We start from the raw sequence: 17,197 nt of genomic DNA on the forward strand, positions 1-17,197 counted from the left end.
GCCGATGGCTGCTGGCGACAAACGATGATATCTGCGGCGAGCCATCAATTTTTCTAGGGCTTGAGGAATGTCATGGTTCGTCCGCACCTGCCACTCAACGCGCTGCGCGCTTTCGAGGCGTCTGCCCGGCACCTGAGCTTTACCCGTGCGGCGATCGAGCTCTGCGTGACCCAGGCGGCCGTCAGCCATCAGGTGAAAGTGCTAGAGGAGCGGCTTGGCGTCAGCCTGTTCCGCCGCCTGCCGCGCGGGCTGATGATCACCGAGGAGGGACAGGCTCTGCTGCCGGTGCTGAAGGACGCCTTCGACCGGATGGCAGCGACGCTGGAACGCTTCGAGGGCGGGCATCTGCGCGAGGTGCTGACGATCGGCGCCGTCGGCACGTTCGCCGTCGGCTGGCTGCTGCCGCGCCTTGCCGAGTTCCGCGCCCGCCATCCGCATGTCGATCTCAGGCTCTCGACCAACAACAACCGCGTCGACATCGCGGCCGAAGGGCTCGACTTCGCCATCCGCTTCGGCAACGGCGCCTGGCACGACACGGAGGCGCATTCCCTGTTCGAGGCGCCGCTGTCGCCGCTTTGCATTCCGGCGATTGCGCAGAGCCTGAAACGGCCCGACGACATCGCCCGCCACACGCTGCTGCGCTCCTATCGCCGCGACGAATGGCCGATGTGGTTTGCGGCGGCCGGCAGCGTCGCTCCGCCGGTGCACGGGCCGGTCTTCGATTCCTCCTCGCTCATGGTCGAGGCCGCGCTGAGCGGCATCGGCATCGCGCTTGCCCCGCCGCTGATGTTCGCCCGACATCTGTCCGCCGGAACGCTGATACAGCCCTTTCCGATCGCCGTCGCGACCGGTTGCTACTGGCTCACGCGACTGAAGTCGAAGGCCGAGACACCAGCCATGACCGCCTTCCGCAACTGGCTCGACGATGCCGCGCAAGGGGTGAAGTCGGCGACCTGACGAGGCTCCCCGCAAAAACCGAACGCGCCCTTGCCACCGGCGGATCGACATGCCAAAAGGCCGGCCTCGCAGTCAGGGCTTGATGCCCGCCTTTCGCCGGCCTTGCCGGTTCATCGACGATTACGGACAGAAGGAGCGGCAGTCATGGCTGAGGCGCTGGGGCTTGATTTCGGCACGACGAATACGGTGCTGTCGCTCGCGGCAAGTGCGGATGAGACGCAGTCGCTCGCCTTCACCTCGCCGGCCGGCACCACGGACAGCATGCGCACCGCGCTATCGTTCCTGAAGGACCCGCAGCTTGGCGCCCGCGCGCTGAAGGTGGAGGCCGGACAGGCGGCAATCCGGGCCTTCATCGACAATCCCGGCGAATGCCGCTTCCTGCAGTCGATCAAGACCTTCGCCGCCTCGCCGCTGTTCCAGGGCACGATCGTGCATGGCCGGCGCTTCCAGTATGAGGACCTGATGGAGGTCTTCCTCAACCGGCTGAAAACCTATGCAGGCGACGGTTGGCCGGGGGGCATGCGGCGTGTCGTGGCCGGCCGGCCGGTCCATTTCGCAGGCGCCAACGCCGATCCGGCGCTCGCCGTCGAGCGCTACAACGCCGCACTCGCCCGCCTCGATTTTCCCGAAATCCACTATGTCTACGAACCGGTGGCGGCGGCCTTCTATTTTGCCCGCACGCTTAAGACGGATGCCACCGTGCTGGTCGCCGACTTCGGCGGCGGCACGACGGACTATTCGCTGATCCGGTTCGAGAAGTCGGCGGGACGGCTCTCCGCCCGGCCGCTCGGCCATTCCGGCGTCGGCATCGCGGGCGACCAGTTCGACGCCCGCATCATCGAACATCTCGTGGCGCCCGAGATCGGCAGGGGCAGCCTGTTCAAGAGCTTCGACAAGCTGCTCGACGTGCCCAGCAACTACTACATCAACTTCTCGCGCTGGAACCAGTTGTCCGTCTTCAAGACGTCGAAGGAATATGCCGACCTCAAATCGCTGGTGCGCCAGGCGGTGGAGCCGGACAAGCTGGAGCTCTTCATCGACCTGATCGAGAACGACGAGGGATACCCGCTCTACCAGGCGGTCTCGGCGACCAAGATGGCGCTCTCCTCGGCGGAAGAGGCGGAGTTCCGCTTCGCACCGCTTGGTGCCGCCGGCCACAAGATGGTGAGGCGCGCCGATTTCGAACGGTGGATCGCCGGCGACCTCGCCGAGATGGAAACGGCCCTCGACAGCCTGTTCGCAAGCACCGGGACGACGGCGGCCGATGTCGACCGCGTCTTCCTCACGGGCGGCACGTCCTTCGTGCCCGCCGTCCGGCGGATCTTCTCCGAACGCTTCGACGGCTCCCGCATCGAAAGCGGTGGCGAACTCGTCTCCATCGCCCATGGTCTCGCGCTGATCGGCGAGCGCGACGACATCGGCGAATGGACGGTCTGAGCGCATCGGACCGTCACCGTAGCCCGGCATCGGTCGCATGCATCCGAACTTTTAACGCTTCCCCCCTATCCTTCGGCCTTAGCTAAAGGAGAGGCGGGCTTATGGTGGTGGCGAAACTCGGGCTGATCGTGCTCGGGTCGCTTTCGCTCCTGATCGGGTTCATCTGGGTCGGTCAGGGGTTCGGCAACTATCCGGTGTCCGGGGCGACCATGGTGGTCGATCAATCGGAATGGATCGGCCGGGGCATAGCCGCCCTGGTCGGCGGCTTTGCGCTGCTCGTCTGGTCCGAACTCCTCCAGCGCCGCCGCCGGCGGTAACGGACCGCCCTAGCGCCGCGCCGCTTTCATCGCCTTGACATGTTTCATTAAGTCGGAGAAGGCGGTTCCGCCGGCCTCTACACCCAAGGGGACTAGCAGGCTCCCGCCATCCTTGTTTTTTACCCCCCCGGAACTGCTTCCGCACACCCAGTCGGTGATATTGTGGACTCGTTTCCAATCTTTGAGGATATCAGGGCACCGTCTTCTCTAGGCGGCGCACTAGTACTGAGGCAATTGTTAGATTATCCAAACAAAGCTCAATTGGATCAACAATGTTGTCGTGGCCACGTGGATTACGAATTGCTGACATCGCGCCCGCAAAAATGAATTTGTACCCCATTTGCTCATCAACCTCACTAGGCGTTGATAGGGCAGTTAGTTTTATTTTTGGATTGGCCTCTGCGAATGCCGACATCATCAACTTGTAGCCGCTATCATTGATGCCAGAGAGGAACTTTACTTTGTTATCAAGACACTTAAAAGCCTCGAATGTAGCTTGGGCGTAATGCCCGTCATCAAAGAGCTTTAACGACACCGAACTGATGCTTGGATGTATGTTGCGCTCGTCGAAGGGGTGAGACGGCGTTTGCTCGGCTATCTGCTCCACCTCGGGCCGCTCAACTCCGAGCACCCCGGCCAGTCTGACAACCTTCTCAAAATTAGTTAAGGCGTTACTCATTGATGAGGTTGGCTCTAATGCTCTTGAAAATGGCGTCGTACGTTTCCTGAGATCCGTTCGCGGGCAAATTTATTTCAATTCTTACAGTTAACGCAACATCCTTACGACCGTCTGATGGGGGCGAATTTTCATTTCGCAACTGTGGCGCCTTTACTTCAGCAACAGCCGGTTTCTTCTGCGCGGTTGGTTTTGCCTTCGGTGTGGATGGAGCCTTTGCCCCAACGGAGGGCGCCCTGTCGGCCGCCTGTTCGTGCCCTGCCATCCCTCGAAACATTATGAAAACAGAGGCTTGTCTGCTACCGATTGCTTCGCTCGTCTTGTCAGTTGTTCTAAAATATGAGGTCAGTTCGCTTTTGGTGAGCGACCACGCATCGTCGCCGCGCAAATCAAAGAGGTCTTTGTACGCATCCCGGATCAATCCCTCGAAAGCACTAGGAAATTGGCTATCGTCCAAGACAAATACGTCATGCCCTTTTTCCGTACGCTTGCTTTCTGAATCAAGCACTCCGATGAATTGCAGCGCGTTGATTACATAGCTTTCGTTGTTTGAAGCTAGCCCAAATTTCTTCACAGTCTCAGAGTTCACCGTGGCCGGGAAATTCTTGCGAAGAAAGCCAATCATCTGCGCAATATTGCCTGCGCCTGAAATATATGGATGCGACGCCAATTTCCTCTCTCCTCCTGCCCTGCAATGACATTCGATTACGCTTTCCTACATGTTATAGTAATCAATATTGAGCCACTAACAAGTTTTGAGAGTATCTTTTCCACCTCAACGGTGTGCATCCCGTTCTTACATTCAATGCCAGAGCTTCCTCGTATCATCGCGGAAATACTCGGTAGTGCGCAGATGCAGGCGCTGGTCCCCGATGCGTTTAATAACGAAACGGTTTCCTTCCTCCCGGCTCTGCTCTAGAACGAAGCCATGATCCCTGCCCGCGACATGACGCCTGCCGAGCTCGCCGCGCTTCTGCATTTTTATGCGGATGCGGGCGTGGAGTGGCTCGTGGAGGAGGAGCCGGTCGACCAGGTGGCAGCCTTCCTGGCCGAGAGAGAGGCGAAGACGGTGCTGGTGGATGCCGCGCGCGGTGGCGTGGCGGACGCGACCGGCGCTGCCGGTGCGCCCATAGCCCGCGACCGGCCCGCCCGCGAGCGTCCGGCCGCAAAACCCGCCGAACCGCAGCGCATACAGGCCATGGCGATCCCGGACGAACACGCCGTCACCGATGCGCGCTTCGCCGCCGAGAGCGCGCGGTCGCTATCCGAATTGAAGACGGCGCTGGAAGGTTTTGCCGGCTGCAATCTGAAGACCAGTGCGCGCTCTACGATCTTCGCCAATGGCGATCCCGCCGGCGGCATCATGGTGATCGGCGGCATGCCAAGCGCCGACGACGACCGCGAGGGCGAAGCCTTTTCGGGACGCGCCGGCCAGCTTTTCGACCGCATGCTCGCATCAATCGGCCTTGCACGGAGCGGGATCGTGCTGACGACCGTCATCCCCTGGCGGCCGCCCGGCGACCGGGCGCCGACCAAGCTCGAGGCGGACATCTGCCGGCCGTTCATCGACCGCCAGATCGAACTCGCCGAGCCCCGGCTGGTGCTGCTGATGGGCAATTTTACCGCCCGCTTCTTCTTCAACGCGCAGGAAACGATCCACGGCCTGCGTGGCCAGTGGCGCGACATCGCCGGCGGCAGCCATGCCGTGCCGGCACTTGCCTGCCTTCATCCGCTGGAGCTCCTCGCCGCGCCGGCGGGCAAGGCGCTCGCCTGGCGCGACCTGCTCGACTTCCGTCGGCGCATCGACAGCGGCAATTGATCGAAAAAGCGGCAGAACATGTCAGCGAAATGACAGAGGCTTGCGCTCAACGCATAGCTGACCCGCGCTCGCTCCGCTTGCCGAATCGATGTTGCAGCGCAATATAGGCAGTGTCGGGAGGACAACGTAGCAAGGAGCCTTGTCGTGACCACCCGTTTCCGTCCCATCCATTGCCAATTCGGCGGTCTGCGTCATGCAGGCGAGCGGATGCGTCCGGGCGATGGACGCCGCGCTTTCGCCTCTCCGACCAACGAGCAGATGACGGCCATGGCAGCCGGCCATTCCACCCGGGTGGCCCGCCCTGTCGCCGGTCTCGCCCGCGTTCTCTAAAGCCGAAACGCACCTGCCGTCCTGTTGTGCATTGCACAATCTCGACGTCCGCAGCGCGATCGCGTCGGCAACTCGACACCCAACGAGCCATGAAGGAATTGCAGAGATGAGCCAGAAATTCCGCCCCCTCGCCGCGCTGCGAAACACGCTCGACCAGATCGGGTTCGCCGTCAGCGCCTCGGCCGAATATACCCGCGCCGCGGCCGAGGATCGCCGCAACGGGGTCTTGCACACCCGTCTCGGTCAGTCGGGTTCATTCATCCCGCTCTGAGCGGTCATAGCAGCCCGGCGGCGCCGGTTCAGATACTCGGTAGACGACCGCCCGGCCAGTCCGGCGCGGTCGTTTTGCATTTTCATTCGGCCGGCTGCGGTTCGGCGCGCGACTTCAGTTCGGCCCGTGCCCAGTCGAAGGCCTCGTCGACGATCGAGAATTTGACCGCTTGCCAGCCGCAATATTCGTCGAGGTAGTCGCGAGTCATCCACATATGCGTCTTCTTCGCCTCGTCGTGCCAGGCAAGGCAGCCGAGCTCCACGCCCTTGCGCAGCAGCCGCTGCAAATGCGTACGCGACATCAGGAACCGCCCTGCCATGGCGCGGGCATCGATCCGGCCGAGGTCGAAACGGTCCTCGTCGACGCCAACCTCGATCCGGCTGACAATCTCGTCCATCACCAGACCGCCGGATTCCGTCCACAGAAACAGTGCGACGCGCGGCGGCGGCTCGCGCCAGCGGTCGTCGGCGATGCAGTGCCTCGCGATGCGCGGCTGGGCAAGCCGGAAGATGCGTGGCTCGGCCACGGCCTCGGCGACCCGGTTGCCGTCGTCGACGGAGTCGAGCGCGGCGAGATTGGCAAGAAACCAGTTGTACATCGCCTGCGTGCTGATGTCCGTCGCCTCGAAGCGACGGGGCCGCCTGCCCCCGTCGTCGGCCCGCCGCATGTAGCGATAGGCCATCAGCTGATCTAAGAAATTCAGGACCGTGTTGCGGCTCGCCGCCTTGACCGTCAGGATCATCTCCTTGAGCCGGCCGGTCGTCAGTCCGCTGCCGCCAACGGCGGGATCGTATTCGAGCTGCAGCGCGAATGCTGCCTGGCTGAGCAGCCAGCGCTGGTGGGATGCCATGAAGCGCGACAGTTTCGGATTGCCGTCGAACTGTCCCTGAAGCTGCGTCGCCAGTCCTTTCAGCGCCGTCACGAAGCGCGGCGAGGACTGAAGCTCCGTCGCTGTCAATGCCATGTCAGATCCCCCGGCAGATAATTCTCTCGACCATAGCAACCGGGCCGATCAGATAGGCCGAACCAAAGGCGATCCGGCAGGCATGAACCCAACGCACGTCCCATGATACTCAGCTTCGCCAGCCCCCGCTAACTCTGGCCCATTTTCGGTATCTCGCGGTGTCTTGGCAAGCGGAAGTTTAGAAGAATACGACTTAAATCAAATTTTCTACCGCCGGCTGCGATTGCGCTGCCGCAGAACCTCCCCGTGCGGCAACGTTGCGGCCGCAGGAAAGCCTTGGCGTGTCGCAATCGACAGCCCATGCAAAACCGATTAAGGGCAAGCTGAAAAACCTGCTTCCGGAAAGTCACCGATGTTCGCCAGTTTCGCCTCGATCGCCACACTGATGTTGTCGACCCTCCTGATGATGGCGGGCTTCGGACTGATGAACTTCATGGTGCCGCTTCGGTCCATTTCCGAGGGCTGGTCGACCTTCACGATCTCGGTGATCGCCACCGGCTACACGTTCGGCTTCACGCTGTCGTGCATCGTTACACCCATTTTCGTGCGGCGCGTCGGGCATGTGCGCGTGTTCAGCGCGCTCATCACCCTGCTGACGGTGTCGATCCTGTCCTGCGCGCTCGTCGTCGACTGGCGGGCCTGGTTCCTGTTCCGCGGCATCGCGGGCTTCGCGATCGCCGGAGCCTATCTGGTGATCGAGAGCTGGCTGAACGAACGGGTGACCAACGAAAATCGCGGCGCGCTTTATTCGTTCTACATGGTCACCTGCCTCGTCGGCTCGATCGGCGGTCAGTATCTCGTACCGCTCGGCAATCCCGACGGCTTCGAACTCTTCATCCTGTGCGGGCTGATCTTCTCGCTGGCGCTGTTCCCGACGGCGCTCTCCACGGCGCAATCCCCGGCTCCGATCGCCCAGGCGCGGTTCGACCTGATGCGGCTCTATCGCCGCTCGCCGGTCGCCTTCATCGGCTCGCTCTTGTCGGGCGCGCTCTCCGGCACCTGGGGCAGCCTCGGCGGGGTCTACACGCAGGCGATCGGCATGAACACCGCCCAGGGCGCCACGCTGCTTTCGGCCTTCCTGGCGGGCGGCGCCATCGCGCAGGTGCCGCTCGGGCGTATCTCCGACCGGATCGATCGCCGTTACGTCATGATCTTCTCCGGCGCCTTCGGCTTCCTCTCCTGCGCCGTGATGGCGGCCTTCCAGGGCGTCGGCACCGTTCCGGTCTACATCGCCGGATTCTTCGTCGGCTCCGTTCTCTACCCCGTCTACGCGCTCAATGCCGCGCATGCCAACGACCTGGCCGAGCCGGACGAATATGTGACGATATCGAGCGCCATCATGATCCTCTACGGCCTCGGCACGGTGTCCGGTCCGCTGATGGCGGGCACTCTGATGGAATGGTTCGGTCCGCTCGGCCTCATCTGGTTCCTTGCCGCTGCCTTTGCCGCCTATGCGGGCTACTCCGGCTGGCGCATGACGCGTCGTGTCGGCCAGGTGTCGGACAAGGCGGACTTCCAGGCCATGCCGATCCCGGTGCTTGGAACGGACCCCGCCGGCGCACCGAACACGCTGCTGAGCGACCCCGAGGACAGCCGATAGAGCATTCGCAGCCGAAACCGTTCCGCTTCGGCCAGCGCCTTGCGACAAAGACGAGAACATCACCCTTGCGGCGTCGAGGCCTTGCGCGCGGCGCGGCGTTCGAGGCCCAGCCTGTGTTCGCGATAGATGATGAAGATGCCTGCTGCGACAACGATCGCGGCGCCGGCCGCCGTCGTCAGCGTCGGCACCTCGTCGAACAGGACATAGGCGATCGCCGAGCCGAGGATGATCGATGTGTATTCGAACGGCGCGATCGTCGAGACATCGGCGTAACGGTAGCTTTCCGTCAAAAGCACCTGCCCGATGCCGCCGAAGAATCCGGCCATCGCCATGAGCCCGAGCGCCTCCCATGACAGCACCGCCCAGCCGAAGAACCAGGTGAGCGCCGACAACAGCGAGGCGATCAGCGAGAAGTAGAGCACGATCGTCGGGGTCTTCTCCTCTCGCACCAGTTGCCGAACCTGCAGCATGGCGGCGGCACCGAGCGTGGCGGAGATCAGGACCGATATAGCACCGACGGCGGCGGTCGATTGCAGGCCCTGCTCCTCGAAGAGCGTGAGCTTCGGCCAGGAGATGATCATCACGCCCACCAGCCCCACCATCACCGCCGTCCAGCGATAGAGCCGCACCGTCTCGCGCAGAAAGACGGCCGCAAACAGGACGGCAAAGAGCGGCATGGCATAGCCGATGGCGATCGCGTCCGGCAGAGGCAGCAGGACGAGGCCATAGAAGCCCGCCCCCATCGAACAGATGCCGATCATCCCGCGCTTTAAGTGGCCGAGCGGGTTGTTGGTGTGCATGCCGGCCCGCAGCGTTCCCTGCCACGCCAGATACGCAACGATCGGGACCAGGGCAAAGGCGGAGCGGTAGAACGTGATCTGGCCAGGCGGAACGCCGACACCGCCAAGCTTTATGCAGGTTGCCATGCTGAGAAAGAAGACGATCGAGGTCACCTTCATCAGGATCCCCCGCAGCGGATTGGATTGATCGGGTGGCATGCTCACTCGGCTGGCGGCCTTCAATTCGGCTGGGCGGGGCGGCTTTAGCCGCTGGTCTCGACGAAGCAGACGTTCGACGAGCGATAGACTCGCATGCCGGCCTTGGGGAGGCAAGGCCAAAGCCGTCGATGATGCGACGCACCATCAGAGGCCAAAAAGGCGACTTTTTTGACGATTCAAACCGTTAAAAGTCCCGGAAACGCTGGATTTTAACGGTTTGCAAACCAAGAGATCATAAATTTTATCCAGCCATTCAAGTTAATCCGCCGATTTATACAAGCCCTTTCTTCCATCAGCTTTATCGCGAAAGTAGTTTCATGACCGAAAAGCAGGCCGTCGCAAAGTTAACCGAAGATGTTCCGGTGACCCCTCGAGCGATGCGACTGGTGACGGAAGGCATCGGCACCGATGTCGGACGCTTCAGCGAAGACAATCGCCACGTTGTGCGGCAGATCAGGCTGCTCGCCATCAACGCGCTGATCGAGGCGGCCCGCGCCGGCGAGACAGGCAAGGGGTTCGCGGTGGTCGCCAACGAAGTCCAGCGCCTGGCGCAGAATGCCGCCGATATCGCCGCGCGGTTCCAGGAAAACGTCGTCGGCCGTATCGAGCTTGGCCGCGAGATGGCGGACTCGCTCGTCGAGGAGATGGAGGGCGTGCGCCTGACCGATCTGGCGCAGACGCTCGTCCAGTTCATCGTCCGCAACCTGTTCGAAAGAACCGCCGACGTTCGCTGGTGGGCGACCGACCCGGCACTCTGGCAGGCGCTGCAGGAGCCGACGGAAACCGCCGCCGACTACGCGGCCGAACGACTCGGCGTCATCAACCGTTTCTATACCGTCTATCTCGACCTTGTGATGACCGACGCCAAGGGCAAGGTGGTGGCCTCCGCCAATCCGCGCTACCAGCGGGGGCTCAAGGACCGCAACCTCGCCGACGACAGCTGGTTCAAGGCCGCCCGTCGTTGCAATAGCGGCGACGATTACGTGGTGGACGAAGTCAAATCGAGCAGCCTGCACGACAACCGCGACATCCTTGTCTACGCCACCGGTATCCGCGAGGGCGGCCGCACCGATGGCGCTCTGCTCGGCACGCTCGGCGTCTATTTCGACTGGCAGGAGCAGGGCCGCGCGATCGTAGAGAAGGAAGCGAACCTCCCGCCATCGGTCGCCGCGCGCACGGAGGTGATGCTGCTCGACGGCAATCTTCGCGTCATCGCCGCCAGTAACCCGGCCCGCCGCTTCACCCATTTCGCGCTCCACAATCCGGGTAGCGCGCCGCGCGGCAGCTACTACGACAGTAATGGCAGCATCGTCGCCTATGCCCGGACACTTGGATACGAAGATTATGACGGGCTTGGCTGGTATGGCGTCATCGTGCAGCAGACAGAATCGGATGAAACCGTCCGCACCAGCCTCGGCATCAAGTAAAAGCACCCGCGCCAAAGTCCGAAAAAGGCCCGCTCCGGCGGGCAAAATCGGGAATACTTGTCGCGTGTTTTAACAATCGTTCAGAAATTGATGCAATCATCGCCTAGACTTGCCGGCCTCGTGGGAGACTGGCTCCAGGGGCGGAACGAAGCTAGGGACCTAGCTTAAAATAATCAGGACAGACGATGCGAACAGATACGGGCCAGGTCATTCATCTGGCAGACTACCGACCCACCGACTTTGTCTTGGAACGGGTCGATCTGACCTTCGAGCTGGACCCGACGGAGACCAAGGTCGAAGCGCGTCTGATCTTCCATCGGCGTGAAGGTGCCGATCCGTCGGCGCCGCTGGTGCTTGATGGCGACGACCTGACGATGACCAGCCTGCTCTTCGACCAGATCGAGATGGAGACCGATCGCTATACCGCGACCGCGGACAGCCTCGTCATCCGTGACCTGCCAGCGACCGAACCGTTCGAGATCACCGTCGTGACGATGATCAATCCGGAGGCCAATACCCAGCTGATGGGTCTCTACCGCTCCAACGGCATCTACTGCACGCAGTGCGAAGCCGAAGGATTCCGCCGCATCACTTATTTCCCCGACCGCCCGGACGTGCTGTCCGTCTACACGGTCAACATCATCGCCGACAAGGAAGCCAACCCGCTCCTGCTGTCGAACGGCAACTTCCTCGGCGGCGCCGGCTTCGGTCCGGACAAGCATTTTGCCGCCTGGTTCGATCCGCATCCGAAGCCAAGCTACCTTTTCGCGCTGGTCGCTGGCGATCTTGGTATCGTGGAAGACACCTTCACGACCATGTCCGGCCGCGAAGTCGCGCTGAAAATCTACGTCGAGCACGGCAAGGAGGCCCGCGCGGCCTATGCCATGGACGCGCTCAAACGGTCGATGAAGTGGGACGAAGAAGTCTTCGGCCGCGAATACGATCTCGACATCTTCATGGTCGTCGCCGTCTCCGACTTCAACATGGGAGCCATGGAGAACAAGGGTCTCAACATCTTCAACGACAAGTACGTTCTTGCCGATCCCGAAACCGCAACCGACCAGGACTACGCGAATATCGAGGCGATCATCGCGCATGAATACTTCCACAACTGGACCGGCAACCGCATCACCTGCCGCGACTGGTTCCAGCTCTGCCTGAAGGAAGGCCTGACCGTCTATCGCGACCACGAGTTCTCAGCTGACATGCGCTCGCGCGCCGTCAAGCGCATCGCCGAAGTCCGTCATCTGCGCTCGGAGCAGTTCCCGGAGGATGCCGGTCCCCTCGCCCACCCGGTTCGCCCGACGAAATATCGCGAGATCAACAACTTCTACACGACGACGGTCTACGAGAAGGGCTCCGAAGTCACCCGGATGATCAACACGATCCTCGGCGCCGAAGGCTTCAAGAAGGGCATGGATCTCTACTTCGAGCGTCATGACGGCGATGCCGCGACGGTCGAGGATTTCGTCAAGAGTTTCGAGGATGCGACGGGTCGCGACCTCAAGCAGTTCTCGCTTTGGTACCACCAGGCCGGCACGCCGCAGATCACTGTTTCCACCGCTTACGACGCCTCGGCCAAGACGTTCACCGTCTCGCTCGAGCAGATGGTGCCCGCGACGCCTGGCCAGTCGACCAAGGAGCCGATGCACATCCCGCTGAAGTTCGCGCTGCTGTCCGACAACGGATCGGAAATGTCGCCCGGCGGTATCGAGGGCGGCGAAGTCACGGGCGATGTGCTGCATCTGACGGATCGCGCACAGACACTCGTCTTCTCCGGCATAGGCTCGCGTCCGGTGCTGTCGCTCAATCGCGGCTTTTCCGCCCCGGTCACCCTGCATTTCGCGCAGAGCGATGACGACCTCGGCCTCATCGCCCGCCACGAAAGCGATCTCTTCGCCCGCTGGCAGGCCATCACCGATCTCGCATTGCCGGCTCTCACAGCGGCGGCAACCAATGTCCGCAACGGTGCGCCCGTCGTGGTCGGCGAAGCCTTGACCAAGGCACTCCTCGACATTGCCGGCAACGAGGCTCTGGAGCCCGCCTTCCGCGCCCAGGCACTCGCCCTGCCGAGCGAAGCCGACGTCGCTCGCGAACTCGGTGCGAACAACGACCCGGATGCGATCCGCGACGGTCGTCAGGCCGTGCTCACTGCCATTGCCGTAGCCGGCAAGGACATCTTCGGTGGGCTCTTCGCCTCACTGTCATCCGCCACGGGGGCATTCAGCCCGGATGCGGCGAGTGCGGGACGGAGAGCGCTGAAGAATGCCGCCCTCTCCTATCTGACGCTTGCGGAAAAGACACCGTTGCTGGCCGCAAAGGCGTTCGCCGAGGCCGACAACATGACGGATCTCGCCCAGGCCCTGACGATCCTGGTGCACAACTTCCCGGACTCGAAAGAGGCCACCGAAGCGCTTGCCTCGTTTGAGAAGCGGTTCGCCGAAAACGCGCTCGTCATCGACAAGTGGTTTGCGATCCAGGCCGCCATTCCGGGCGCCGGCACGTTCGACCGTGTCGTCGCCCTGATGTCGAACAAGCATTACAAGGCTGACAACCCCAACCGGGTCCGCTCGCTGATCGGCTCGTTCGCCTTCTCGAACGCCACCGGCTTCAACCGCCCCGACGGCGCGGCCTATGAGCTGCTGGCGTCGCAGATCCTGGACATCGACAAGAAGAACCCGCAGCTTGCCGCCCGTCTGCTGACCTCGATGCGCTCCTGGCGCCTCCTGGAGCCGTCGCGCGCCGACAAGGCCCGCGCTGCGCTGGTTCGGATCGAATCGGCTGCCAGCCTTTCGACGGATGTGCGCGACATCGTCGAACGCATGCTGAAGGCCTGACGAAGCCTTATTCCTTCTCCCCGCTCAGGCGGGGAGAAGCCCCCCCGCGGCGCTTAACGTGGGTACGTCCTGAAGACGCCGGCGCCTATTCCTCACCTTCCGCCGCCTCATCCTCGTCGGGATTGTCGATGTACCACTGCGCGTCGAGATTGGCGCTGTTCAGAAGATCCTCGTAGCAGAGCGTCATTTCGCGGTCGCCGGCGCTCCAGAAGGCGTTGGCGACGCCGCATTCGGTCGCTGTCAGACGGATGCCGTCCTTCAGCTTGTACGTGCCGGAGAACACGTCGCGGACCATTTCCAGCAGGCCGGCCTCGACGATCATGTCGCGGAAGTACGCAAGATGTGGATCGGTGGTCGGTTTGTACTCGATCTTGAATGCCGTGCTGTCGCCCTTGCCCGCCTTATGCGGCTCAAGAACCTTTCCCCAGCTCGTCCTCAGGCCTTCGTACTCGTAGACGCACTGCTCCTTGCGATAGTCCGGAAACTCGACCGAATCGGCGAATTCCTCGAACCGCTTCCGGTTCTTTCCCATCATCATGCAGATCGTGTTGTAGGCGCGCTGCTCATCCAGCCCGTGCGTGTCCCAAAACGCCAGCTCCTCGTCCTCGTCGGCCGCGCCCGCCGTCAGGAACCAGACATTCGCCCAGTCCTCGACCACGACATTGAGCTCCTCGTCCTCGGCCTCCAGAAGCAGGATCGTCGCCAGACCATCGACGGCGTCCTCCTCGCGCCCGAGCACGGGCAGCGAGAGCTCCGACACCAGCATGTGGCCGGCCTCGTGGAAGACCGTCGCGATCGCCGTATTGATCACGAACTGGTTGGCCTCCTCGATCTGTTCGTCCCAAAGTTCGGCGTAGAGTTCGGGCTGTTCAGGCTCGACCGCGCCGGCGGTTGCGGCGGCCAGCGACAGCGCAGTCGCACCGATAAGCATCTTCACTGGCGCAAGACACGCCGCCGCGTTTCGAAATCTCATGCATGCCCCCTTCGTCGGCCCCTGGCTACTGGCCCAGACTAGCCGCTATCGCCTAATCTTTTCTTTCAGATTCAACGCTTTGCCGCGCTGCCGAGAAAAAAAGACGATTCGGATTAAGCACTTAAGATTTTGTTCACCCGTACGGTCTGGACAAGGCGAATCACCTTTGATTCATTGACCGCAGATTCGGGCGAGCGGCGCTTGAATCGCACGAGGGACAAGGCGGGACAATGGCGAACGCGCGGCGGGCAACCGCAGCCGACGAATGGCTGCGGCTGGTGTTTTCACGGGTATCTGGGTACATCGACGAGTTTGTGTCCGAGGGTAGCGTGAGTTCGCGGCGGGCGGAGGTTTTCTTCCGAAGGGCTATCCCCGTTCTCATCGTGGCGTTCCTGGTCGTGCTCGCCACGGCGCGCGCCATCGGCATCCTGGGAGAGCATGCCCGTATGGAGGGCGCCGTCAGGCAGTCGACCGCGCTGTCGGCCAATGTGGCAGCCGCCGTCTTTGCCGAACGACAGGAGGTCTTCGCCGCCGCCGACAGACAGGCGGCCGAGACTTTGCTGAAATCGTTCCTGCCGCAGGCGCGTCTCGACGCGCAGGCCTTCGTGCTGCTCATCGACACAACGGGCAAGGTATTCGCCGGTTCGACCTCGGCGAGCGGCTTCGTCGGCTACAGGCTGACGGCACTGCTCCCGGAAGTCGCAACCGTGCGTCGTTTTGCCGATCGCACCGGCGCAGTCGAAACGCATATCAACGGTGCGCCGCACTATGCCGTGTTCCAGGAGATGGACAGCGGCGCGATGATCGTCGCGGCCCACTCGCTACAGGGGGTCGCCAACTTCTGGCGCGGCGAAGTGGCGCTCAACGTCACGCTGTTCGCCGGCGTCTCGATGATCCTGCTGATCATCGTCTACGCCTATTTCCTGCAGGCCAAACGCGCCCGGGAAAGCGACGACATCTTCATGGAGTCCAACCTTCGGGTCGAAACGGCCCTGTCGCGTGGACGCTGCGGTCTTTGGGACTTCGATCTCAGCACGCGCCGTCTCTACTGGTCGCGTTCGATGTATGAAATGCTCGGCATGCAGCCCTCCGGCGAGTCGCTCTGCTTCGGCGACGCCGCGCGGATGATGCATCCCGAGGACGGCAATCTCTACGCCATCGCGCGCAAGCTGGCCCGTGGCGAAAGCCGCCACATCGACCATGTCTTCCGCATGCGCCATCACAAGGGCCATTTCGTCTGGATGCGGGCGCGCGCCCAGGTGCTGCGTTCGTCGACCGGCCGCACCCACGTCATCGGCATCGCGATGGACGTCACCGAGCAGCACCGCCTGGCGCAGCGCTATGCGGAAGCCGACCAGCGTCTTGCGGATGCGATCGAATGCACGTCCGAAGCCTTCGTGCTGTGGGACAAGAACGACAAGCTGGTGATGTGCAACGCGCATTTCCAGAAGGTCTACGGCCTGCCGGACGACGTGCTCGTGCCGGGGACCGAGCGCGCGCTGGTACTGGCCGCCACGGTGCGCCCGATTGTCCAGCGCCGGGTCGTCGATCCGGACCAGAGCGGCAATTCGCGCACAACGGAGGTGCAACTCGCCGACGGGCGCTGGCTCCAGATCAACGAGCGCCGTACCCGTGACGGTGGCCTTGTTTCGGTCGGCACCGACATCTCGCAGCTGAAGCGGAACCAGGAACGGCTGCGCGACCAGGAACGCCGCCTGATGGCGACGATCGGAGATCTCTCGGCCTCGCAGAAGAAGCTCGAACGGCAGAAGGAAGAGCTCTCCGAAACCAACGCCAAGTACCAGGCCGAGAAGGAACGCGCGGAAGCCGCCAACAAGGCGAAATCCGAATTCCTGGCCAATATGAGCCACGAACTGCGGACGCCGCTCAATGCCATCCTCGGCTTCTCGGATATCCTGCAGAACGGCATGTTCGGACCGATCGGATCGCCGAAATACGAGGAATACGCCCGCGACATCCACGAGAGCGGCATGCATCTGCTCAACGTCATCAATGATATCCTCGATATGTCGAAGATCGAGGCTGGCCAGATGAAGATCCGCTGCGAAAGCATCGACATGTCGACGCTGATCAGCGAAAGCCTTCGACTGACCTCCATGCCGGCGGAGGAAAAGAAGATCCGCGTCGAGCAGCGCATCGCGCCCGATCTCTCCGTCCGTGCCGACCGCCGGGCAATGAAGCAGGTGCTGCTCAACATCCTGTCGAACGCCGTCAAGTTCACCAATGAAGGCGGGCGGGTGATGCTGCGGGCGCGCCAGTGCGAACAAGGCGTGACGCTGACGATCGCCGATACCGGTATCGGCATCCCCTCGGAAGCGCTCGGCAAGATCGGCCAGCCGTTCGAGCAGGTGCAGAGCCAGTACGCCAAGAGCAAGGGCGGCTCCGGCCTTGGGCTCGCCATCTCCCGGTCGCTGGTGGCGCTCCATGGCGGCGGTCTGAAGATCCGCTCACGCGAGGGCTGCGGCACCGTGGTGCAGATGGTCATCCCGCACCAGCCGGAGGCCGCGAGACGGCGGGCGTGAGCCTTGGCAGCGCATTGCCAATGCCGGTTCAAACCGGTAGCGTTCGCC

Annotated in this window: 15 protein-coding genes; 10 read left to right on the forward strand and 5 right to left on the reverse strand. The window is 62.5% G+C overall.

Annotated elements, in window-relative coordinates; translation table 11 throughout:
* Positions 1–72: 72 nt before the first annotated feature.
* The 3 genes from J5J10_RS11570 (at position 73) to J5J10_RS11580 (ending at position 2,711) form a co-directional block, all read left to right on the forward strand.
* On the forward strand, positions 73–957 hold the full coding sequence (locus J5J10_RS11570) for a LysR family transcriptional regulator (protein WP_211929984.1): 885 nt from the start codon (positions 73–75) through the stop codon (positions 955–957).
* Positions 958–1,101: 144 nt separating this feature from the next.
* The gene (locus tag J5J10_RS11575; protein WP_211929985.1) at positions 1,102–2,394 is read left to right on the forward strand and encodes an Hsp70 family protein; all 1,293 of its coding nucleotides are present in this window, start codon (positions 1,102–1,104) and stop codon (positions 2,392–2,394) included.
* A 101-nt stretch (positions 2,395–2,495) separates the two neighbouring features.
* A complete protein-coding gene (locus J5J10_RS11580; protein ID WP_208548974.1) occupies positions 2,496–2,711 on the forward strand; it encodes a hypothetical protein in 216 nt (71 codons plus the stop codon).
* A 190-nt stretch (positions 2,712–2,901) separates the two neighbouring features.
* Here the strand turns inward: J5J10_RS11580 and J5J10_RS11585 are convergent, their stop codons facing one another.
* Together J5J10_RS11585 and J5J10_RS11590 are read right to left on the reverse strand one after the other, a co-directional pair.
* Complete coding sequence (locus J5J10_RS11585) at positions 2,902–3,390, reverse strand: TIGR02391 family protein (protein ID WP_211929986.1); 489 nt, start codon at positions 3,388–3,390, stop codon at positions 2,902–2,904.
* A complete protein-coding gene (locus J5J10_RS11590) occupies positions 3,383–4,057 on the reverse strand; it encodes a DUF5343 domain-containing protein (protein WP_211929987.1) in 675 nt (224 codons plus the stop codon). The genes J5J10_RS11585 and J5J10_RS11590 overlap by 8 nt, the downstream gene beginning before the upstream one ends.
* A gap of 258 nt (positions 4,058–4,315) precedes the next feature.
* On the opposite strand from J5J10_RS11590, the gene J5J10_RS11595 reads away from it, so the two are divergent.
* The 3 genes from J5J10_RS11595 (at position 4,316) to J5J10_RS11605 (ending at position 5,807) form a co-directional block, all read left to right on the forward strand.
* Complete coding sequence (locus tag J5J10_RS11595) at positions 4,316–5,206, forward strand: uracil-DNA glycosylase (protein WP_211929988.1); 891 nt, start codon at positions 4,316–4,318, stop codon at positions 5,204–5,206.
* A gap of 144 nt (positions 5,207–5,350) precedes the next feature.
* Positions 5,351–5,536, forward strand: coding sequence for a hypothetical protein (locus J5J10_RS11600; RefSeq protein WP_208548971.1), 186 nt, complete (start codon positions 5,351–5,353; stop codon positions 5,534–5,536).
* A 106-nt stretch (positions 5,537–5,642) separates the two neighbouring features.
* Positions 5,643–5,807: a hypothetical protein gene (locus J5J10_RS11605; RefSeq protein ID WP_208548970.1), complete on the forward strand. Its 165-nt coding sequence runs from the start codon at positions 5,643–5,645 to the stop codon at positions 5,805–5,807.
* An 82-nt stretch (positions 5,808–5,889) separates the two neighbouring features.
* Here the strand turns inward: J5J10_RS11605 and J5J10_RS11610 are convergent, their stop codons facing one another.
* On the reverse strand, positions 5,890–6,771 hold the full coding sequence (locus J5J10_RS11610; RefSeq protein ID WP_211929989.1) for a hypothetical protein: 882 nt from the start codon (positions 6,769–6,771) through the stop codon (positions 5,890–5,892).
* Positions 6,772–7,123: 352 nt separating this feature from the next.
* Between J5J10_RS11610 and J5J10_RS11615 the strand changes: the two genes are divergently transcribed.
* Positions 7,124–8,371, forward strand: coding sequence for an MFS transporter (locus tag J5J10_RS11615; RefSeq protein ID WP_211929990.1), 1,248 nt, complete (start codon positions 7,124–7,126; stop codon positions 8,369–8,371).
* Positions 8,372–8,430: 59 nt separating this feature from the next.
* Here J5J10_RS11615 and J5J10_RS11620 read toward each other — a convergent pair whose 3' ends face one another.
* Positions 8,431–9,369 (reverse strand): DMT family transporter, encoded by a 939-nt coding sequence (locus J5J10_RS11620; RefSeq protein WP_208548967.1) that lies wholly within the window; start codon positions 9,367–9,369, stop codon positions 8,431–8,433.
* A 317-nt stretch (positions 9,370–9,686) separates the two neighbouring features.
* On the opposite strand from J5J10_RS11620, the gene J5J10_RS22640 reads away from it, so the two are divergent.
* Both J5J10_RS22640 and pepN read left to right on the forward strand, forming a co-directional pair.
* The gene (locus J5J10_RS22640) at positions 9,687–10,796 is read left to right on the forward strand and encodes a methyl-accepting chemotaxis protein (protein WP_211929991.1); all 1,110 of its coding nucleotides are present in this window, start codon (positions 9,687–9,689) and stop codon (positions 10,794–10,796) included.
* A 185-nt stretch (positions 10,797–10,981) separates the two neighbouring features.
* A complete protein-coding gene (gene pepN, locus J5J10_RS11630) occupies positions 10,982–13,633 on the forward strand; it encodes an aminopeptidase N (RefSeq protein ID WP_211929992.1) in 2,652 nt (883 codons plus the stop codon).
* 85 nt (positions 13,634–13,718) lie between these two features.
* Here pepN and J5J10_RS11635 read toward each other — a convergent pair whose 3' ends face one another.
* Positions 13,719–14,606 carry a DUF4344 domain-containing metallopeptidase gene (locus tag J5J10_RS11635; RefSeq protein ID WP_211929993.1) on the reverse strand — a complete coding sequence of 296 codons (888 nt, stop codon included), beginning with the start codon at positions 14,604–14,606 and terminating at the stop codon, positions 13,719–13,721.
* A 230-nt stretch (positions 14,607–14,836) separates the two neighbouring features.
* Here J5J10_RS11635 and J5J10_RS11640 point away from each other — a divergent pair, with 230 nt between their 5' ends.
* Complete coding sequence (locus tag J5J10_RS11640; RefSeq protein ID WP_211929994.1) at positions 14,837–17,149, forward strand: PAS domain-containing sensor histidine kinase; 2,313 nt, start codon at positions 14,837–14,839, stop codon at positions 17,147–17,149.
* Positions 17,150–17,197 lie beyond the last annotated feature (48 nt).

This window comes from Ciceribacter sp. L1K23 (assembly GCF_018122705.1).
Taxonomy (GTDB): Bacteria; Pseudomonadota; Alphaproteobacteria; order Rhizobiales; family Rhizobiaceae; genus Allorhizobium.